Raw genomic sequence first — 20,042 nt, forward strand, 5'->3', positions numbered from 1 at the left:
AGGTTGCGGTGAGGCACTTTCCTCTCCCAGCAGGAGAGGACCAACCGAAGGTTGCGATGAGGACCTTTCCTCTCCCAGCAGGAGAGAACCAACCGAAGGTTGCGGTGAGGAACAACCCGGAGGGTGCCAAAAGCACCCTCCCCCTGTGGTGAGGTTTCCATGTTAAAAACCCGAACCAAAGACACACCCAACCCGTCCGGGAAAAAGCAAACCGGCAAGGACACGTTTACGGCCTACCTGTTTCTGGCCCCTTTTCTGCTGACCTTGCTGGTTTTTTTCTTTTACGGATTTGTGCGGGCCGTGTACTTCAGTTTCACCGATTACGACCTCTTCAACCCTCCGAAGTGGATGGGATTCAGGTCTTATCTGAACATTTTCCAGGACGACAAATTCAGAATCGCCCTCATCAACACCCTGCTGTTCAGTTTTCTGACCACCGCTTTGCAGACCGCTGGAGCCCTTTTGCTGGCCGTGGTTTTGAACCAGCGCATCCGCGGCCTGATGTTCTTCCGATCTGCGTATTACATGCCGTCCATCACCAGTTCGGTGGTGATCACGCTGGTGTTTCTGTGGCTGTTTCAGAAGAAAGGCATCGCCAATTACCTGACCACCCAGTTCACGCAGTACACCCCGCACATCCTGCTTTTTGTGGGCGTGACGGTGCTGGCCCAGATTTTGCAGGTGCTGCTGGAAAAAGCAAAAATCCGGCAGGCAAAAAGCAGCTTCCAGATCTCCTGGTTTGATCCCTTGCTGCTGTGGATCAGTGTGGCCATCGGGGGGATTGCAGTGCTGGTCGCGAGTTTCATGGGCTGGATTCAGCCGCGTGATGTGGCTTCCTTTGATTTCGACTGGGTGTACAACACCGACAAACTCTTTGGCCTGCTGCCCATTCCGCTTTTGTTCATCATCCTGATGAACACCTTCACCACCATTCCGACCCTGATGCTGTTCTTTCTGGCAGGCTTGCAGGGCATTTCCAGCAGCCTGTATGAAGCGGCAGAACTCGATGGAGCCACCCCCTGGCAGAAATTCCGTTATGTGACGGTGCCCCAGTTGCAACCCGTGACCTTTTATGCGGTGACCATCAGCCTGATTGGGACCTTGCAGATGTTCGATCAGGTGAAAGTGATTGGAGACGCGGCTCCACTGGATTCCATCATCACCCTGTCTTACTACATCTACAATTATTCGTTCAGGGGAGGGAGTTCTCTGGCAGGCATGGCCAGCGCTGCCGCCATGATTCTGGCCGCTTTGACCTTGCTGGTGGTGCTGTTGCAGCGCCAGTTCTTCAAAGACGAGGTGAACAGATGAATCCCGCTCATTACCGTTCACGTCTGGTGGCCCGCGCAGTGTGGGTGTACACCATTCTGATTGCGTTTTCGCTGGTGGTGCTGGGGCCGTTTTTGCTGGGCACCCTGACCAGTTTCAAGGACAACCCGCTGGAATACCCACCCACCCTGAGTCTGCCCAAACTGGACCCCGGCAACATGGGGGCCGCTTACCGCCTGGGCGTGGCCGGAGGTGGAGGGGGATTCTTTGGGGAACTCCAGCCTGGTGCAGAAGTGCCTTTTGAAGTGAGCATCTTCACGCCAGCAGGTCAGGACGTTGTGCCACCCGTGGTGCAGGTGCTGAGGTTGCAACCCGGTGCAGGCATCGGGGCAGTGCGGGATCCGGTTTACGCAGCAGATTTTGCCACCGTCCAGGATCTGAAGGCAGGCCAGACTGTTTCTGCACAGAGACCAGACCGGGAAGGCAAGCTGCAGGACGGCACCATCACCCGCTACACCCTGAAGGTGGTTTATCCCCACCTGACCCAGCAACAGGGTGAAAAGGTGAGGGCCAGAACCCCAAAAACCTTCACCGAAGACCTGGAAGCTGTGGTGGGTGGGCAGGTCGTGAAAGTCAATCTGGACACCCCAGAGGCCCAGCAGCAGCGCACCAACGTCCCTGCAGACACTGTGGTGTCCCTGATCAAAAAAGACGGGCAGTATTACCTGGATGGTCCCATCATCCTGGACCGCACCCCACTGAACGTGGAACTGGACCGGGGCCAGCAACTCACCGACTCCACCCTGCCCCCCACCAAAGTGGAGCGGTTCGGACGGGCGAACTTCTTCAACAACATCACCCCTGGCATCATGGGGTTCACCTTCAACAATTACCTCAGGGCCTTCCGGGAATCGGTGGATCTGGAAACGGGCAACTCCATATTTCTGCGCTGGGTGGGAAACAGCTTCCTGATTGCCATCGTGAAGGTGCTGACCAGCATTGCCTTCGCCTCGATGGCAGGGTACGCCTTTGCCAGACTGCAATTCCCTGGAAAAAACCTGCTGTTCGTGCTGGTGCTGTTCACCATGATGGTGCCCATGCAGGTCACTTTTTTAAGCAACTTCCTGCTGCTGCGCGATGGTCTGTGGGGCCTGTCAAAACTCTTTGGTCTGCCCAACTTCTTCAACCCCTGGGGCCTGATTGTCAGCGGTCTGGTGGGCAGTGCGCAGGTGTTCCTGATGAAGCAGTTCTTTGAGAGCCTGCCCAGGGAACTGGATGAAGCTGCCGCGATTGACGGAGCAAGTGCCTTCCAGAGCTTCTGGTACGTGACGTTGCCCCAGACCCTGCCCGCCATTGCCACCCTGGCGATCACCACTTTTCAGGGGTCCTGGAATGATTTTTTCTGGCCCTCGGTGGTGGTGCAGAACCCGGCCAGCAATTTGACTTTGCCCGTGGGCCTCGCCAACTTCCGGCAGGCTTACGCAGGCCAGGGGGATTACGGCCTGATTCTGGCCGGAGCTGTGATCAGTGCCATTCCCATCATCCTGCTGTTCCTGTTCTTCCAGCGTTACTTTGTGGAAAGTTCTGTGGGCAGTGCCGTCAAAGGCTGACCGCAGCTTTGTAACCTCTCCCGAGAAAGGGTCAAGACCTTGAAATACCGTGCTGTTTTGAAAGAAAACGAACTTTACTGGGTGGGGGATGATGAATTCCGCATTCAATCCGGCGAGAGTGGCCTGTACCGCAGGGACACCCGCTTCCTCAGCGAATACCGCTGGGAACTGGATGGTGCGCCCCTCAACACCCTGATGCAACACCTCGCCTACCCCTTTGAACTGCATCAGGTCTCCTCGAATGATGACCTGGGTTACCTGATGAAACTGGGGGTGGAACGCACCCTGATGCTGCACAAAAACGGAGTGCAGGACACGCTGAATGTGCAGTCTTATCAGGACGCGTCTTACCAGATTCGCCTGAAAGTGAATGCAGATTTCTCGGACATGTTTCAGGTGCGGGGATATGGCGGATGGGAACGCAGCGTGCAGGCAGAGGCCACCCAGACCGGGGTGCGTTTCCGTTATGCAGGGCAGGACGGCGTCACGCGCCACACCGAAATTTCCTGCGATCCTGCTGCCGTGTGGGATGGCGAAGCACTGAACTGGCAGGCACGGGGAAACACTGAAATCCAGATCCAGATTCATGCCCTGCTGGACGGAGAAAGCGCGCAGGAAATGGACTTTGCTGCACTCCGCTCAGAGTACGACCAGCACTGGCAACCAAAAGTCACCCTGCAGAACGAAAAAGACCAGGAAGTGCTGTTCCGGGGGGTGCAGGATTTCCGGTCTCTGCTTTTTGAAACCCGATCCGGGATCTTTCCTGCAGCAGGGATTCCCTGGTTTGTGGCCCCTTTCGGGCGGGATTCGCTGATCATCGGGCACATGACGGTCAGGGATTACCCGGAGATCTCAAAAGGCATCCTGAAGTACCTGGCAGACCACCAGGGCCAGAAACTGGATGCAGAAACCCTGGAAGAACCCGGCAAAATCCTGCACGAGGAGCGCATCGGGGAATTCACGCGAACTGGAAACACCCCCCACCGCCCTTATTACGGGACCGTGGATGCCACCCCTCTTTTTGTGTGGCTGTGTGGGGAGTACCTGAAAACCACAGGAGATCAGGCTTTCATTGCAGACCTCTTGCCTGGGATTGAAGCCGCCCTGCACTGGATGCAGCACGATGCCGACCCGGACGGGGACGGTTTTCTGGAGTACATCCCCCACCCGGTTGGAGGCATCAAAAACCAGGTCTGGAAGGACTCTGGAGACAGCGTGTTCTTCGAGGACGGTGAGGAACCCGATCCGGAAAAACCCATCGCCATTGTGGAAGTGCAGGGCTATGCTTACGCAGCCTACCGTGCTGCAGAGCAGATTTATGCAGCACTGGGAAACACCGCGCAGGCCCAGGTGTACCGTGCCCTCGCACATGATTTGCAGCAGAAGTTCCAGCAGCATTTCTACTGGCCCGAGGCGAATTACTATGTGCACGGTCTGGATGGAGACAAGAAACCCATGAAGGTGCTGGTCAGCAATGCTGCCCACACCCTCTGGACGGGCATCATCCCCGAGCAGTACGCCATCGAGGTGGCCCGCACGGTGTTCAATTCGGGGCTGTGGAGTGGGTGGGGCATCCGCACCCTGGCAGAAGGCAGCGTGCGGTACAACCCGGTGTCCTATCACAACGGCAGTGTGTGGCCCCACGACACCGCACTGGCCGCACTGGGAATGTGGAATTACGGTTTAAAACAGGAAGCCCACCAGATCACCCGCGCTTTGTTCGATGCTGCACTGCAGGCCCAGGACCGCAGGCTGTCAGAGCTTTTTGCAGGGTACACCCGCAAGAATGCACCACCTGTTCCCTTCCCTGCTGCCTGCCATCCGCAGGGCTGGGACGCAGTGATTCCGCTGGCCCTGAGGCACATTCTGGAGCATTCAGGGCGCACATTGGAAGAAATCACCAGGGTGTGATGTGAGCCATTTCACTGAATAAACACAGCAGGGTTTGATGTTGAGGGGCAGGGAGGAATTTCCTGCTCCTTTTTCTGTTTTGAGAACAATTGATTTTCGATATAAAACCATCAGATGGCCCCTTTGACAGTCCTGAAAGTCACACTGTTCAAAGGCAACGCACGGATCACAGGTGATTTTTTATCTTCATCATCCATAAAATTGTGAACAAGCACGTACAAAAAAACCAATGCAACACCATGGAAGAACAATCATAGATGTCACCAGCACATCCAGGTAAATTCACTCACATATTACTCTTCAATAATATGTGATTTTACGCGTGAAAAGCAAATCAGACGGAGAATAGCTCTCAATCCAGTTGTCATAAGAATCAATTTTATATTTGTAGGTGTATTCAGAAGATTTTCCATCTTTCACCGATACCAGATTTTCATAGGCATCGTAAGTTTGCAGAATATCATAAGATCCATCAGATGCAGTCTCACGCGAGGAAACAAGAGCATTATTTTTATAGAAAAATGTAGTGATTTTATGTATTTCTCGCATTTCTTCGGACTGATGGTAGTTTTCAATTTTTATTGGCATACCATCTCTATCATATGAATATATTTCAATAATTGTTGGTTGTTTTTTATGGTCAAGCCAGTCAGATTCAAACAACAAACCATTTTTAAATGTTTCTCGCACCAGACTTCCATCTTGAAAGCCGTCTGGGCGCTCAAACACCATTGTATCCCCCGCGTTGCTGACCAGCTTCCGATCTTTTAAACTTCCTTGCTCAATTCCATAAACATTGAAATTGAAGGTGAAGCATTGGCCGCCTTTTTGACATAAAGTCATGGTTTTTACTTTTCCATGCAATCTAAAGCTCTTCCAGGAAGTGGATCCTAGACTTTCAAAATTTGTAGATGATTTCTGGCACGAAGCCAGGCTCATGAGCAAAATCCCCATCATCAATATTTTTCCCATGTGATCATGATACACGAGAATTTTCATTTGCGAAGAGCAGAGAATCCTGGGACAGATCAAAAATTGATCTGTTCTGTGTTACAGGGGTTGCTTGTGCTTCTGCTCCCCGCAATCCAAATTTCCAGCTTCATTCCAATACACATGAGTGCCTCCCCCTGGCTTTCTTCCTGTTGGAGGGCAATTTCCAGCCTCACACAGAATCCTTGAAGGCTGCTCGGTCCCTCAGGGTCAAACCAGCAACATCCTGCAACCTTCCCAGTTCTCTCTTCATGAAGACCAATATTCCTTGACAGGAATATTCCTGATATGGCATACTATAGTCATCAAAGAACAAACACCACCGGGAAAGGAGGTGTTCCCATCAACGCCCTCACCTTCAACGCCCTGGCCGAAGAGCACCGCTTGCAAATCGTTGAGTTGCTGATCCAGCAACCCCTCACCGTCGGAGAAATTGCCACCAGGTTGCAGATCCGGCAACCCCAGGCCTCCAAGCACCTGCGCGTTCTGACCGACGCTGGACTCATCGAAGTGCAGGCCGTGGCCAACCGCCGCATCTGCACCCTGCGCGCCCAGCCTTTTCAGGAGCTGGACGGCTGGCTGCACCGCTACCGCCAGCTCTGGGAAGAACGCTACGACAAACTGGAAGATTACCTGCAGCAGTTGCAAAAAGAAACCCCAGAACCAGAAAAGCCCCAGATTCCCCCATCCACAGACCCGCAAGACAAACCCCAGAACTGATTCACACCCCAAGGAGGCACCACCATGACCCAGACCACCGTTCAATCTGTCAACCCTGCCATCACATCCAGCATCGAATCCGGCAAAGTGCTCGTTCTGGAGCGCACCTTCAAAGCCCTCCGTGCCCTGGTCTTCGAGGCCTTCTCCAGAGCCGAACACCTCAGCAAGTGGTGGGCTCCAAAAGGCTGGGAAGTCCCTTACTGCACCGTGGATTTCCGTGAGGGGGGCAAATGGCACTACTGCATGAAGTGCGTGGACCCCAACCAGGGCCAGTTCTACGGCATGGAATCCTGGGGTCTGGGCATCTACAAGGAGATTGACGCTCCAGAGCGCCTTGTGTACACCGATTATTTCTCCGATGCAGAAGGCAAGGTCAACGAGAACATGCCCACCACACTCTCCACCGTGGTCTTCGAGGAGGTTGATGGGGGCACAAGGCTCATCACCCGCGCAGCCTACGACACCGAAGAAGCCCTGAAAACCGTGCTGGACATGGGCATGCTGCAGGGCGTGTCTGACACCTGGGACCGCCTGGACGAGCACCTGCAGGAGCTGCAAAAGTAAAACCCTCGACCCGGAAAAAGAGCCTGAATTTCAGGCTCTTTTTCATGTGCGGCTGTCAATCTTTCAGAAAGTCCTGCAAGGCCACTTTCAACACGGGAGACTGCAAAACCTCATGGTGGGCAGCACTGGGAAGGATCAGCAGACGGTGAGGGCTCTTGCCAGAACCATCCGGGTTGGCACTGCGTTTTCCTCCGCCCAGCAGTGCAAAAAATTCTGCTGCATGCGCTGGGGGGAACATGTCTGCATCGCCAGAAACCAGCAGCACCTGGCTCTGGAGGGCTTTAACCTCTTCGGTCCAGTCAAAATCTGCTCCCATGGCCTCTCCAAGGCGGGTGACCAGTTGTGGCCAGTCCTCGGGACGGGGGGCCAGTGCGGTGTAGAGGCGGTGAGGAGGGCTGCCCATCAGCCCTTTCGCCACTTGTGGCCCCAGATGTTTCAGACCAGCCGCGATTTCTGGATGCCGCCCACTGCTCTTGAATGGGAAAGACATGACGGCCATTTTGCGCACCCTCTCAGGATGCTGAATGGCCAGACGGAGGGCCACACCGCCTCCCATGGAGTACCCGACCACATCCACTTCTGGGAAGTTCAAGTGGTCCAGCAGGGCAGCAATGTCGTCTGCCAGGGTTTCCAGGCGCATGGTGCGGTCCATGTCTGCAGTGCGACCATGGGCCTGCAAATCCACCAGAATGATGGTTCTGGGGGCCAGCACATCACGCAGGCCTTCCATGGAGGTTCCTGCTTCCATGGCTCCATGCAGCAAGACCACGGGAGGATGCTGGTTCCGAGAAGAGGGGTGGATGTCGTAATGCAGCTGCAATCCGTTTAATTCTGCGTAAGGCACAGATGCTCCTGTTGTGTGGAAAAGAAAGTCATTGCTTTTTCAGGGGCTGCACCAGCGTGGTGTGCCAGTCTTGCGGGGTGTTTGTGGATTCCTCTGCTGGGTCTTTTGTGAGGTCCATCCAGTGGTAGATTTCCCAGATGGCTCCCTCTGGTTCATGGCTGGAAGATTTCATGGCCTGATGCAAACGGCGGTAGGCTTCGCCCAGTTTCTGGTGTGGCCCGACATGCTCTGTGACCAGGGCTGGACCTTCTGGCAGGTGCCCGGCCTGAATTTCCGCGGAAGCGGGTGCATCTTGCTGGAGGGGCACCCCCACCTCCACATCGGTGTGCTCTTTTTCAAAAGTGTGGTACCGGACAAAAGGGGGGCCAGCAGCCACAATCTGCTGCGCTTTCAGGTGGTCATGCAGAAGCTGAAAACATTCACCGTGGCTGGTGGAGATGTCTGCAATGGGGATCTTTCTGTGGATGCTGAGGGTGGGTTGCTGCTGAAGTTGAACCAGCACAGGGGTTTCGGGCGGGGTTTCAGACATGGGAAGGCTCCTTTTTGAGGCATATTTTAGAGCCTTTGACAAAAGAATAAGAGGTTTGCTCTCTGAGGGGTGCTTTTTGAAATGGAAGGATTCTGGTGAATCCTTCCATTTCACTGATCAACGCAGAATCTGGGCTCTTGAACATGGGAACAATGCCCAATCGCGCTCTTCAAGCTGCTTTGTTTGCGCAGCAACCTCAGTACCCGACAATTTGATTGAGACATAAAAAAGCCAGACTGGTACAGGTAACTGCTCAGCACGAGAATTGAGGGAGCAAAAGACGCCCCTGGAAGATGCTGGTCAATCCCTCGAAAACCTTTAAGCCCTGCTTGCGAAGGGTCGACAGGCAGCTGCGAATCCTGCAGAACCCCTCCCCACCCCCCTCAGAACGAAACCCCCATACACCTTGCGTTTCACACACATCATCCGAAGGTCCCTTTCCGTTTGATTGTTGTCAAACGGCATCTGGGGCTCGTCCAGAAATCTCAGCACCGCCACCTGGTATTTTTGTAGTCTCAGGGCTAGATTGCGCCCTGCACTCTGTTTCACTCGACCCTTTTGACCTTTCAAGTTTTCGTTCGGAGGATTGAGGTCAGACCTTGCTCCACCAGGGATTCAAACACCTCTTTGAACAGTTGGGACAGGGTTCTTCCACGGTCCTTCTACTGTAACAGTTTTCGAAATTCAATCCCCCTGCTGAGCTGTTACGAGCCATCAATCAATGGGGGTGTATGGATTTTTGCGTTATTTTCCCATGAAAGTCCCTCCAGTAGCCGGTTTCTGTCGATTTCTCTTCAGGTTAGGCCATTTTTGGAAGTCTTCCTTGCCGCATTACCGGTGCCGGGGGCCTGAATTCCACTGCACCCGAACTGGCCCGCTGGTTGCCAGCCGTGTTTGAAGGTTCCCTGCTCTCAAAAGAGAGCAAAAAAGCCCTCTCCACCCCGCAGGTTCTTGCATACCACGACCAGCCGTACAGCTACGGTCTCACCGTGGGCCAGGATGAGGGGAAACCTCTGATCCAGCACGGAGGTTCGGTCAGTGGTTTTCAGTCCAGCATGATGTATTTCCCCGAGCAGAAACTCAGTGTGGTGGTGCTGGGCAACGTGGGATATTTCCCTGCAGATGAACTGGCCCTGAATCTGGCCCATGCCGCTCTGGGAGAAGCAGTGACCCTGCCAGCAGTGCGCCCTTCCCTCACCCTGACCCCCGAACAATTCAAAAAAACAGAAGGCACTACCAGCTTGAGGGAACAGAATTCAGCTTCATCATCCAGCAGGAAAACGGAAACCTCTCCCTGTTGCCCACCGGAGGCACCCCCTCTACCTGCAGGCCGCAAGCCCTGACCACCTGTATCTGGCTGTTGGAGACGCCGAGGTGGTATTCCTGCCAGACGGCACCTTGCAATTCATTCAGCCAGGAATGGTGCTGCAGGGCAAACGCCTGAATCCCTGAATTCCATCCTCAAACCTGCTCCCGAAAACCAGCCTGAATTTACTTCAGGACTGGTTTTTTCATTCGCTGCAGTTGTACGTTAGACTGAAAACAACCCATGAAACGCGAATTCCCGCAAGAACATGAACTGCTGTGGCTGTTTGAATCAGAACCTGTTCTGGATGATCCTGAAGAATACTGGGAGTTCACCACCCTTCATTTCACCCTGATCCGTCAGGGTCTGACCCTTCATTGCAGCATGACCCCATATCTGGGAAACATGACCCTTGTGCTGGAACAGGAAGGGAACGTTCTGGTCAAGCTTCATCTGGCGCAGATTGTCTCCACCAGATTCATTCAAAAAGACCATCAGGAATACCTGGAAGTGGATTTTGATCCAGCTTTGCCCTTGCGCACCCTGAAGTTGCTGGTCAAACCCGCCCTCTCTGTGGTCTGGGGCATGGTCCTGAATTGAAAGCAAAAAGCCTGCAATCCGGCAGCAACAGAAAGTAAACATTTTGACAGAACCTGCAGATTATGCTGAAACCAGCCTGTCTTCAGGAGCACCCCTGTGCGGTAAAATGTGTCCCAGCAAAAACGCTGCTGGAGGGTTGACCCCCTGCATCCCCTGTTCCGATGAAACCCAGCACATCACAGACCTGCATTGACCGCATTTACAGCTGTTGCTCTGCATCATTCCGTTGAAACTGAACCCCCAGGAGGCCCATGACCCAGCTTTTGGACCCAAATGAAGAACTCCGTCTGGAGAACCTGTACAGTTACGGGATTCTGGACACCGAAGATGAAGTGGCTTTCACCCGCATTGCCGAGGACACCGCATTTCTGCTGCAGGTCCCCTCGGTGATGGTGTCTTTCATGGACCGGGAACGCCAGTGGTTCAAGGCCTGCATCCAGTTCAGCAAAGATGACGCCGTCCGGAAGGAAACCTTCTGCCAGTACACCATCCTCTCGAATGAACCGATGGTGGTGGAGAACGCCACCACCCACCCGATGTTCAGAGAGCATCCTGCTGTGCTGGGAGATCCCTTCATTCGGGCTTACCTGGGGGTTTCCATCATCAGCCCTGAAGGGTTCCGCATTGGGACATTGTGCGCTGTGGATTATCAACCCCGCACTTTTTCAGACTGGGACCGGAAAGCCCTGCAGGGCATGGCGCGCCGCACCATCGAGGAATTGCAGCAACGCCTGCTGCACAACGAATACCAGCAGGTGCTGCAGGCCTCCCCCACGGGTTTTGTGGTGCTGGATGCCCAGCAGAAAATCATTTCGGCCAATCCAGCTGCGCAGCAGATCACGGGCCTCTCCTGGACCCCGGGCGAGCGTTTTGAGTGGCAGGGCCTGACGGTGGACCCCCAGGCCAGTGCGCTGAAACCTGTGTATCAGGCAGCAAACCAGCAAGGCTGGTTCACGGTGCAGCACATTCCCCTGGCTGGAAACCGCAACCTGCTGGTGCTGGAGGACACCACCGACCAGATCCAGTACCAGCTGTACTTTCAGACCCAGCATGTGGCTGGAGAGGCAGACTGACCCATCAGAAAAGCCAATGCCTGAGATTGGCCCACCTGGATTGAAGCGGGTGGGCTGTGCTTTTACACTCGGGGCAGATGACGCCCGTGATCCGCGCTTTCCCTGCGCTGGCTTTTGTGCTGCTGTGCCTGAGCTGGGGGTCCACTTTTCTGGCCCTGAAAGTGGGTTTGCAGGTCCTTCCTCCCCTGCTGCTGATGGGATTGCGTTTTGTGCTGGCAGGAGGGGTGCTGCTGTTCTGGCTGTGGAGCAAAAAACAGCTGCGCATCTTGAAGGCCTGGAGACAGATTTTGCCTTTGGCCTGCATGATGGTGGTGGGCAGTTACGGCCTGATGGCCTGGGGGGCAAGGTTCATTTCCAGTGGCATGGCTGCTGTGGTCAGCACCGTTCCGATTTCGCTGGGAACCCTGCTTTTTGGGGTGCTGCTGAAACAGGAAAACCCTTCTTTTCGCAAAGGGCTGGGGGTGGGACTGGGTTGTGTGGGCCTCTTGCTGCTGTTCAGTCCTGCAGGTCTGCCTGCCCAGCAGCAGGGTGCTGCCTTCTTGATGTGCCTGGGGTCTCTGGGGTACGCCTGGGGCAGTGTGCAGGGGCGCAAAGTGGTGCAGCAATTCTCTGTGCTGGAGGTTTCCGCCCTGCAGATGCTGCTGGGAGGCCTGCTGTTGCTGGTCCTGAGCTGTGTTGTGGAGTCCTGGCAGCAGGTGCGCTGGGAGGCCCTGATGCACCCGGATGTAGCAGGCAGTTTGCTGTATCTGGTGAGCGTGGGTTCCCTGATGGGCTTTGTGCTCCACCAGTTGCTTTTGCAGGTGTGGGCCGCTTCCAGGGTGGCCAGTTACACCTTCATCACGCCGCTGATTGCTGTGCTGCTGGGAAACCTGCTGGCTGGAGAAACCCTGAACGCAGGGCAAATCCTGGCAGGAGCCCTGATGGTGCTGGGGGCCAGGGTGTCGCTGCAGCCAGATCCAGCCCAAAAAACAGTGCACCAGCAGACCTGACGCTGTGGCGCGCCTGCGTTTGAAAGCTGGATCCGTTGAGGTTCAGCAATCCCTGCTGCAGGCCGAAGTTGCGGGCCTGCTGGGCCATCTGATGTCCTGCTGCGCGTTCAGGTCTTGCCTTTGCTGCGGTAATGCTGCAGGGACAGCACACGGGTCAGCCAGCCAGCGAAAAGCCCCAGTGGGATGCAAGCCAGGATGGCAAGCCACGGATTCCAGCCCCCATCGGTCATCAGGATCATGCTGGTGAAGGCCCCTGCAAAGAAGCCCACCATGATGCCGAGCCTGCGGGAAATGTCTTTTGGGGTCCAGGAATTGAGGTCCATGGCATCTGCCTGCCTTTCTTTTATGAAGTCAGCTTATCAAATTATGGTGTGCAAATCAAATCTTAAAAACATCATCTGAAACAGCACTTTTCTTGCCAGAAAGACAAATGTCCTGCTGTTCAGAGACCCAGCCGTGTGCGTTCCAGCACCTTCACCCCGTACACCCCTGCAGACACCAGACCTGCCATCGGTCCCAGCGGACTGATCATCACCCGGGTGTCAAAACCCAGTTCTGCAAATGTGAAACGCACCTCATCCCTGAGGAGTTCAGAAGCCAGCGGCACATCTTGCAGCACCAGCACCCTGGGGGCCAGCACCGCCATCACCGAGGTGAGGTGCACCGCCAGATCCTGATTGAAACGCTGCAAAGCCCGCTGGGCAGCCCGGTGGCCCTGGTGCCCCATCAGGGCCACATCTGCTGTGGAACCGTTGGGAGAGAGCCATTGAAGGTGACCCAGCAAGCGCAATCCCATCATTTCTGTAGGGTTGGTGCGGTTGGGATCTGCAGCGTACTGGATTTCTCCGGCAGCCCCTCTGGCCCCGGAATACACCTGCCCGCCCAGCACCATGCCCAGCCCGATGTTAAAGCTGAAATTCAAAAACACCAGCGGATCTGACGGGCGCAGGTTCAGCACTTTCCAGTGGTGCCACGCCGACAGATTGGCGTCGTTCTCCACCCGCACCGGCCAGCCCAGCCGCTCAGACAGTTCCTGTTCCAGTGGATGATCCTGCAGTTTCAGGGGACGGCTGGTCACCCTGCGGGTTTCAGGATCCACCCGGCCCAGCACCCCGATCACCGACTGGTGTGCCTGCCCCTGGCGTTGCAACAGATCTGCCAGCCATGCCACATTCTGCGCGGGATCCTCAGAAATCTGCTGCTGAGGGGGTCCATGCAGCGCGGAACCCAGGCGCTCTCCCAGCAAATTGAAGGCTCCGGTGCTGACCTGCGCCCCTCCCAGATCCAGAGCGGTGATGCGGGCTTCTTCCAGCAACAAACGCACCTGCGTGGCCGGGCGTCCCCTGCTGCCAGGAAGGGGGGTGTCTTCCAGCGCAGCCAGTCTGGCCTGCTGCAATTCCTCCACAGCGGTGATCACGGCAACGCCACTGAGGCCCGTGCGTTTTGCGAGTTCAGGACGGGTGGCCGAACCCTGCTTGAGGGCCTGATACACCCGTTCACGGGCAGATGTGGATGGAGCAGAGATATTCAAAGTCACCTCACGGATTCAGGGCCACTGCTGTGGTTCTGCTGCCTCCATTGTACCCAGGATGTGAGTTTTAACAAAGTTCACTTATCAAATCCGTTTCTGCTCAAATCAGTTTCTGCCTGTATCCGTGAAGCTTCAGGACGGCCTCAAACCGCACACTGGGAACGCCCCTGCCTGCTGAACCGTACAGTGAGGCATGAAAAGCGTTTTTTTCCTGCCTTTGACGGTTGCACTGTTCGGTCCTGTGGTTCACGCCCAGTTTGCCAATCCATGGAACACCCAGATGTCCAGGCTGGTCACCCAGCACAACTTGCCTTCTCTCAGTGTGGTGCTGTTCGATGACCAGAAAGTGCTGGGGCAAGGGGTCGGTGGGGTGCGCAAAATCGGCACGCCTGAAAAAGTCACGGTCACAGACGTTCATCACCTCGGATCCATCAGCAAATCCTTTACTGCAACCCTGCTGGGGGTGCTGGTGGAACAAAAGAAGCTGGGTTTCCAGAGCACCCTCAAAGAATTGTTCCCGAAGCTGACCATCCATCCTGATCTGCAGAACATCACCCTGGACCAGTTGCTGTCCCACCGCTCGGGCCTGATGGCCAACCTGCCCGACAACATGGACTGGTGGGACAACACCATCCCCTTGCAAGAACGCCGGGACGATGTGCTGAAAACCGTGCTGGGCACCCCACCCTTCAGAAAACCCGGCACGGTTTTTCTGTATTCCAATGTGGGTTATGCACTGGCGGCCATGGCTGCTGAAAAAGCCACCGGGCAGACCTACAGCCAGCTTTTGCAACAACACATTTTTGGCCCCCTGCACATGAATTCATGCAGTGTGGGTTTCACCTGGGACACCCGCACCGTCAGCCAGCCCTGGCCCCACAAAATGGACGGCGGGAAGGCCGTTGCTGTGCTTCCTGTGTTCCCAACGGCAGCCAATGGCAAGGTGCTGGCGGGCAACACCGAAGCGATCAATGGGGCAGACAATGTGCGCTGCTCCCTGCCCGATCTGGCAAAGTACCTGCAGGCCCACATGAACGGTCAAAATGGCCAGGACAGCATCCTGAAAGCCTCCACCTTTCAGGAATTGCACAAAGACCACCACGGAGACAAATACGCTTACGGCTGGAACGTCTACAAAGACCAGCGGGGCACTTTTTTCACCCACGATGGCAGCAACACCCTGAATTACGCCAGCATGTGGATTCTTCCCGAAAAACGCCTTGGGGTGGTGGTGACCAGCAACATCGGAGAGGTGGCTGCAGAAGCCGTGCACCAGGGTGTGAATCTGGCCTTTGACGCCCTGCTGAAGTGAAAGCCGGTGTGTCGGTTCGGGCCGGGGCGTCCCCTGGTGCTGCTGGATCCGGGGGTGTAAAAACGCTGGGGTGATCCTTCAGCTGTGGCGGTTTTTGCGGGGAAGCTTCCCCCCCAGACGACCGATGAGGTGTCCCTGCAGCTCGATGTCTTCTTTGTGGTAAAGCATGGGGTCCACCTGTGGATTCTCACTGACCAGCACGATGCCATCCCCTTCCAGATACCAGCGCTTCAAGGTGACCAGGTTTTCACTTTTGATCAGCACCACTGCAATTTCGCCTTCTGCAATGTCTTTTGCTGGACGCACCACCACCAAGTCTCCGGGGAAAATCCCCACGCCAACCATGCTGCTGCCCTCGACCTTCAGCAGGAAATCTCCCTCCCGGACATCAAAAAAGTCTGAAAGGCGGTCCATGAAGCCCTGGGGGTGGTCGCTGGGCATGAGGGGAAAACCTGCGGCGATGGGACCGGCAATGGGCAATCCCCCCAAACCCAGTTCAAGCTCCGCTTTTTCAGACAGGGTGAGGGTGGCGCTGCGACTGGTGAGTCGGTGCACCTGCACGAAACCCAGTTCTTCCAGCGCCCTCACGTGCTGGTGCATGGCCTGGGGGGTGACGTTCAGGTGACGGGCGAGTTCAGCGGAGGTGACGGGCCCTTTCCGGGAGAGTTTCAGCAAGCAGGTGAGGACTTTTTTGCGAATCTCGGTGATTCTGGGGGGCATGAACCGAAACTACTTGATACGTGTCAGGTCGTCAAGTATAGTCAGGGTTGATACGCCAAAAAATGGCCATTGCACATGAGATGCATGGAGGGGTGCATCACCAAAAATGCACATTCCACCTGAGGGGGAAACATGAGCGAGACTGCTGTAAACCGTCTTTATCTGATGCAAGTGGGAGACATGCCCGAATACCACATTCCCATTGTGTGCTATCTGGTGCAAACAGAAAACGGCAAGAACATCCTGATAGACACGGGCCTCCCGGAAACCATGCCTGCAGAGGAAACCGATTTTGAGAACGGCAAAGACGTGATCCAGCAACTGGCCAGCATCGGCCTGACACCCGGGGACATTGACATGGTGGTTTCCACGCACTACGACATCGATCATGCTGGAAGGCACGCAGCATTCACCAGGGCAGAGTATGTGGTTCAGCGCGCACACCATCAGGATGCTGTGGCGGGCAACCCCCGGTTTGCTCCCCTGCAGCCCGAGTGGGATCAGCCCCTGGAGCGCATTCGTCTGATTGATGGGGACACGGAACTTTTGCCCGGACTGCACCTGATCGAGACCAGTGGGCACGTGAAAGGACACCAGTCGGTGCTGCTCCGGCTGCCCAAAACAGGCCTGGTTTTGCTGACGGTGGACGCTGTGAATTTTGCGGAGGGCTTCACCCGTGATGTGCCGCCCGATGAAAGGCAACCAGACCCTGAAAAGGCCCAGGCCAGCACCCTCAAACTGCTGGACCTGGCAGAACGGGAACAGATCCCGCTGGTGATTTTCGGGCATGACCAGGCGCAGTGGCAAAACCTGAAGCAGCTGCCAGAGCATTACGACTGAGAAAAGCCAGCTGCAGGAACTTCAGAGCCTTTGACAGAAGAACAAGAGGTGACTGCCAGGGTTGATGTTGTTTGGAATGGGAGGCTTTAAAAGAATCCTTCTGTTCCAGAAACATACAACCAGAAGAGAGCCCCCTGTCCTTCTCCTTCTGTCAAACGCCCCGAACTTCAGAAAGAACCTGAATTTGCGGCTCAAAACCGCTGTAATACTGCAGGGCTTCCTGCAACTGTTTGATCAATTCGTCCCGCAAAAATGCCGGTTCCTCCAGGCGTACCCAGGCCCCCCAGCCTTTGATCCAGGGCACCACCTCCCACACGTTGGCCACCGTCAGTTCCACACAGGTGTGACCGTCTTCCAGCAGTTCAAAGCGGTCTGATCGGGCCTCCAGGTTTTCTTCCAGCAGGCGCTCACGGGCTTCTGGTCTGAAGCGCAACACCAGCTTTTGCGGATCTCCCACACTCACCCCCCAGGCATGCTGCATGAAGCCCATCGCACTGAAATCCTCGGGGATCTCGCAGGGTTCATTCAGCACCAGGGTGCTGCGCATGCGAGAGACCTTGAACACCCGGATGGAGGGCTTCTTGCTGGTGCGCTCGAATCCAATGGCGTAAGCAGAGCGGTTGTGTGGGTTGATCTCAATGAAGCAAATGGCGAGTTCCACTGTGCGGTTCTTGCCCGTAGAGGGGGCATGGTAATCAAATTTCAGCCAGCGGCTTTCCAGCCAGGCCATCGAGCAGTGTTCCAGGCTGCGGCTTTGCCTGCGGTTGGGGCGTTCGCTGAACTGCTGGTTCATCTGCTCTGCCACCTTGCGCACCGGTTCAGGCAAATTGCAGGTGAGTTTTTCCAGGGTGGTCAGGTAATGCTCGTTGTACTCCGAGGCGTGGTGAAACAAAAGCCTTGCTGCAGAGTAAGCCGCCAGCGCCTCTGCAGGGTTGAGGGGGGCAGGCTTGCGGTCTCTGGCTGTGTAGCGGCCATCCGTGCGCCGCACCAGATCATCCCGTTCGAGCAGCAGTTCCAGGTCGCGTTGCAGGGTGCGGATCTGGGTTTCAGGAAGCCCCAGGCGCTTTCTGAGTTCATGGCTGCTGAGGGCGGTGTGCTTGAGGATCTCCAGGATGCGCATGAGGCGTTCGCTTTTGTGGATGGTGCGACCAGACAAATTCACAGTGTTTTCCTCCCAGCAGGTTTGGAGTGGTTGGGTGGGTTCAGTGTAAACAGCAGGCGCGACAGCTTTTGACGCAGGGCGAAAAGAAAATGGCAGAGCAGGCATTTCACCGATGCACCACAAACCCTCTCTCTGAACAGCAAAAAGGGCCAGATGCACTGGCCCTTGAATCCTCTGAACTTCACTTTATCAGGGAGCGTGTGACGGAAACCCCGCCTGAAGTGGTGACGGTGGCATCAAACTGGGTCAGGGAACTGCTGCAAGAAACACTGTTCACCGGAGCGGGAGCAGACACCTCACTGGATTCAGGTCCTGACTGCACAAACACTTTTTGCTGCCCACTGTCATAAATGCAGGTGGCATCTGCACCACTGGAAGCACCATTGCTGGTTTCCACAGCACCCATGGCAATCAGGAGGTTCTGGGCCACTTTGTTGGCAGCCACTTTCTCAGGGTCTTTCTGCAGGGACATCACAGCAGACTTGCCATTGGTCAGGGTGATGGTGGCGCTGAAGGTGGTTCCGACAGATAAGGGCAAGTCCGCCAGAACGCAAGGAAAAAGGGGCTTTCATTTGGGTGCGATTCATACAATTCTCCTGTCCTTCTGTTGAAAGCAAACACCTTCAACATGAAATGAATTGAAAACAAAAGGACTTGAGCCAGTCTGTCGCTTTCAGCAAAAATCTGGTTGACAGACTTTTGCCGAGCAAAGCGAGCATGAAGGTCAGGACATTGGAAAAGGTCAGGACATTGGAAAAGGTCAGGACATTGGAAAAGGTCAGGACATTGGAAAAGGTCAGGACATTGGAATGGGTTTAAACGATTTTTACTGAGATCAGCAAATCAAATTCTCCACATCCACAAGGACCTTTTGGGCCGCTGAAAACACATCAACCCAGGACTGTGGTTTCTCACCCTTTTCCAGTACCATGAACCCAGCCATGCGCCAGATCAACATCATGTCGGAAAACCCCATCGAGCAGGTGTGGCTGCACCTGATGAAGTGGGAAAGCACCACCCTGGCTTACAAACTCATTGAAGAACGCGCCCAGCAATCCGGACTTGAGCACCATTCGGCAGACAGCCAGCAGCGCCTGCGCAACAAGGCCAGAGGGGTGGCTTACTGCCTCAGGAACGCAAGGGAATATTTGCATGAACCGGGGTCATCCTGGAGCAAGCGCGTCTTGAACGGCTATTACGGCCTGATGGCCCTGGTGGGTGCGGTTTTGATTGCCGACCCCAGAAGCCCTTACGACCTGGGCAAATTCGAGGAGGCCACCAAGATGGGGCACGGCCTCAACAACATCGACGACCCCCTCTTGAATTTCCCGGAAGGCCAGAAAATCTACATCACCGAAGATGGTTTGCTGGTGCGTTACCTGTCCTGGCTGGGCCTGAACCCCCGCAAACTGGCCATCACCGGGCGGGTGCGTGAGTTGCGTTCCCTCACCCCCGAGCAGTGCAGCCAGCTGATTTCCCTGGACACTTTGCTGGCCAGCATTGTGGAGCTTGGAGAATTCTATCAGGAGGTGACAGGCAAAACACCCCTGTCCACTGCAGCGCGGCCTTCCGGGGTCACACCTCCGCTCAGTGCTGGATGGCAGGGGGTGCAGCCCGATTTCAAGCAGGATCAGCCGGGCCAGCAGGGTCAGGTCAACCTGATCAGGCAGCAGGACGGGTTTCTCAGCACCTTCCAGCTGCTGCAACCCCTCAGCAAGAACCTCTCCCTGACCGAACTGGTGGATGCCCAGGGCGAAACCTTGCAGGGCCAGAACCTGTACCGCTCGGCCATGGCCCTGCCGCATTACGTGCAACCCCTGCTGGAGTCCATCAACGATGTGCTGGCCATGCATTACTGCCTGATGTATCAGCTCAGCATCCTGGTGCGTTACCGTCCCAGTTTGTGGCGGGAGATCAGTGAGGGTGCACTGGACGATTACTTTGCCCTGATCAAGTACTACCAGGGGGTGTTCCTGCGGGTGGTGCCGCAGATTGCCCTGGAAAAAATCGGGCAGGTGAGGCTCAACATCATTGCACCGGGTCAGTCTGGAAACTGAAAGGTTCACCGCAAC

At 55.5% G+C, this 20,042-nt stretch carries 21 protein-coding genes; 12 read left to right on the forward strand and 9 right to left on the reverse strand.

The features are described from left to right. The first annotated feature begins 159 nt into the window (after nt 1–159). Genes IEY52_RS11700 through IEY52_RS11710 form a run of 3 tightly spaced genes read left to right on the forward strand, consistent with a single transcriptional unit; the run spans nt 160 to nt 4,790 of the window. Entirely contained in the window at nt 160–1,311 is a 1,152-nt protein-coding gene (locus IEY52_RS11700) for a carbohydrate ABC transporter permease (protein WP_189002870.1), read from the forward strand. Beyond that, on the forward strand, nt 1,308–2,879 hold the full coding sequence (locus IEY52_RS11705) for a carbohydrate ABC transporter permease (protein WP_189002871.1): 1,572 nt from the start codon (nt 1,308–1,310) through the stop codon (nt 2,877–2,879). The genes IEY52_RS11700 and IEY52_RS11705 overlap by 4 nt, the downstream gene beginning before the upstream one ends. Before the next feature lie 57 nt (nt 2,880–2,936). After that, complete coding sequence (locus IEY52_RS11710; RefSeq protein WP_229684748.1) at nt 2,937–4,790, forward strand: glycogen debranching N-terminal domain-containing protein; 1,854 nt, start codon at nt 2,937–2,939, stop codon at nt 4,788–4,790. Between the two features lie 300 nt (nt 4,791–5,090). Here the strand turns inward: IEY52_RS11710 and IEY52_RS11715 are convergent, their stop codons facing one another. Further along, nucleotides 5,091–5,762, reverse strand: a complete 672-nt coding sequence (locus tag IEY52_RS11715; protein ID WP_189002873.1) for a hypothetical protein — start codon at nt 5,760–5,762, stop codon at nt 5,091–5,093. A 306-nt stretch (nt 5,763–6,068) separates the two neighbouring features. On the opposite strand from IEY52_RS11715, the gene IEY52_RS11720 reads away from it, so the two are divergent. Together IEY52_RS11720 and IEY52_RS11725 are read left to right on the forward strand one after the other, a co-directional pair. After that, a complete protein-coding gene (locus tag IEY52_RS11720; protein ID WP_229684749.1) occupies nt 6,069–6,500 on the forward strand; it encodes an ArsR/SmtB family transcription factor in 432 nt (143 codons plus the stop codon). A 24-nt stretch (nt 6,501–6,524) separates the two neighbouring features. After that, complete coding sequence (locus IEY52_RS11725; RefSeq protein ID WP_189002874.1) at nt 6,525–7,064, forward strand: SRPBCC domain-containing protein; 540 nt, start codon at nt 6,525–6,527, stop codon at nt 7,062–7,064. A 55-nt stretch (nt 7,065–7,119) separates the two neighbouring features. Here IEY52_RS11725 and IEY52_RS11730 read toward each other — a convergent pair whose 3' ends face one another. From IEY52_RS11730 to IEY52_RS27090, 3 genes are all read right to left on the reverse strand, one after another. Further along, nucleotides 7,120–7,908, reverse strand: coding sequence for an alpha/beta fold hydrolase (locus IEY52_RS11730; protein WP_229684750.1), 789 nt, complete (start codon nt 7,906–7,908; stop codon nt 7,120–7,122). A 28-nt stretch (nt 7,909–7,936) separates the two neighbouring features. After that, nucleotides 7,937–8,437 (reverse strand): GyrI-like domain-containing protein, encoded by a 501-nt coding sequence (locus IEY52_RS11735; RefSeq protein WP_189002875.1) that lies wholly within the window; start codon nt 8,435–8,437, stop codon nt 7,937–7,939. Nucleotides 8,438–8,755: 318 nt separating this feature from the next. Further along, nucleotides 8,756–8,986, reverse strand: a complete 231-nt coding sequence (locus tag IEY52_RS27090) for an IS66 family transposase (RefSeq protein ID WP_189002876.1) — start codon at nt 8,984–8,986, stop codon at nt 8,756–8,758. Between the two features lie 281 nt (nt 8,987–9,267). On the opposite strand from IEY52_RS27090, the gene IEY52_RS11745 reads away from it, so the two are divergent. From IEY52_RS11745 to IEY52_RS11760, 4 genes are all read left to right on the forward strand, one after another. Next, entirely contained in the window at nt 9,268–9,780 is a 513-nt protein-coding gene (locus IEY52_RS11745) for a serine hydrolase domain-containing protein (RefSeq protein ID WP_268239725.1), read from the forward strand. Between the two features lie 206 nt (nt 9,781–9,986). Further along, entirely contained in the window at nt 9,987–10,343 is a 357-nt protein-coding gene (locus IEY52_RS11750; protein WP_189002877.1) for a hypothetical protein, read from the forward strand. Between the two features lie 251 nt (nt 10,344–10,594). Continuing rightward, nucleotides 10,595–11,416 carry a GAF domain-containing protein gene (locus IEY52_RS11755; RefSeq protein WP_189002878.1) on the forward strand — a complete coding sequence of 274 codons (822 nt, stop codon included), beginning with the start codon at nt 10,595–10,597 and terminating at the stop codon, nt 11,414–11,416. Nucleotides 11,417–11,493: 77 nt separating this feature from the next. After that, a complete protein-coding gene (locus tag IEY52_RS11760; RefSeq protein ID WP_189002879.1) occupies nt 11,494–12,405 on the forward strand; it encodes a DMT family transporter in 912 nt (303 codons plus the stop codon). A gap of 107 nt (nt 12,406–12,512) precedes the next feature. Here the strand turns inward: IEY52_RS11760 and IEY52_RS11765 are convergent, their stop codons facing one another. Next, a complete protein-coding gene (locus tag IEY52_RS11765) occupies nt 12,513–12,728 on the reverse strand; it encodes a hypothetical protein (RefSeq protein ID WP_189002880.1) in 216 nt (71 codons plus the stop codon). Nucleotides 12,729–12,847: 119 nt separating this feature from the next. Next, complete coding sequence (locus tag IEY52_RS11770) at nt 12,848–13,942, reverse strand: ROK family transcriptional regulator (RefSeq protein WP_189002881.1); 1,095 nt, start codon at nt 13,940–13,942, stop codon at nt 12,848–12,850. Nucleotides 13,943–14,129: 187 nt separating this feature from the next. On the opposite strand from IEY52_RS11770, the gene IEY52_RS11775 reads away from it, so the two are divergent. Beyond that, the gene (locus IEY52_RS11775; protein WP_189002882.1) at nt 14,130–15,248 is read left to right on the forward strand and encodes a serine hydrolase domain-containing protein; all 1,119 of its coding nucleotides are present in this window, start codon (nt 14,130–14,132) and stop codon (nt 15,246–15,248) included. 78 nt (nt 15,249–15,326) lie between these two features. Here the strand turns inward: IEY52_RS11775 and IEY52_RS11780 are convergent, their stop codons facing one another. After that, on the reverse strand, nt 15,327–15,968 hold the full coding sequence (locus IEY52_RS11780; RefSeq protein ID WP_189002883.1) for a LexA family protein: 642 nt from the start codon (nt 15,966–15,968) through the stop codon (nt 15,327–15,329). Nucleotides 15,969–16,100: 132 nt separating this feature from the next. Here IEY52_RS11780 and IEY52_RS11785 point away from each other — a divergent pair, with 132 nt between their 5' ends. After that, complete coding sequence (locus tag IEY52_RS11785) at nt 16,101–16,808, forward strand: N-acyl homoserine lactonase family protein (protein ID WP_189002884.1); 708 nt, start codon at nt 16,101–16,103, stop codon at nt 16,806–16,808. Nucleotides 16,809–16,959: 151 nt separating this feature from the next. Here the strand turns inward: IEY52_RS11785 and IEY52_RS11790 are convergent, their stop codons facing one another. Together IEY52_RS11790 and IEY52_RS11795 are read right to left on the reverse strand one after the other, a co-directional pair. Further along, nucleotides 16,960–17,970: a helix-turn-helix transcriptional regulator gene (locus IEY52_RS11790; RefSeq protein WP_189002885.1), complete on the reverse strand. Its 1,011-nt coding sequence runs from the start codon at nt 17,968–17,970 to the stop codon at nt 16,960–16,962. 181 nt (nt 17,971–18,151) lie between these two features. Next, nucleotides 18,152–18,508, reverse strand: a complete 357-nt coding sequence (locus IEY52_RS11795; protein WP_189002886.1) for a hypothetical protein — start codon at nt 18,506–18,508, stop codon at nt 18,152–18,154. A 403-nt stretch (nt 18,509–18,911) separates the two neighbouring features. Between IEY52_RS11795 and IEY52_RS11800 the strand changes: the two genes are divergently transcribed. After that, nucleotides 18,912–20,027, forward strand: a complete 1,116-nt coding sequence (locus IEY52_RS11800) for a YaaC family protein (RefSeq protein WP_189002887.1) — start codon at nt 18,912–18,914, stop codon at nt 20,025–20,027. The last annotated feature ends 15 nt before the right edge of the window (nt 20,028–20,042 follow it).

Source organism: Deinococcus roseus, from assembly GCF_014646895.1.
In the GTDB taxonomy this organism is placed as follows: Bacteria; Deinococcota; Deinococci; order Deinococcales; family Deinococcaceae; genus Deinococcus_C; species Deinococcus_C roseus.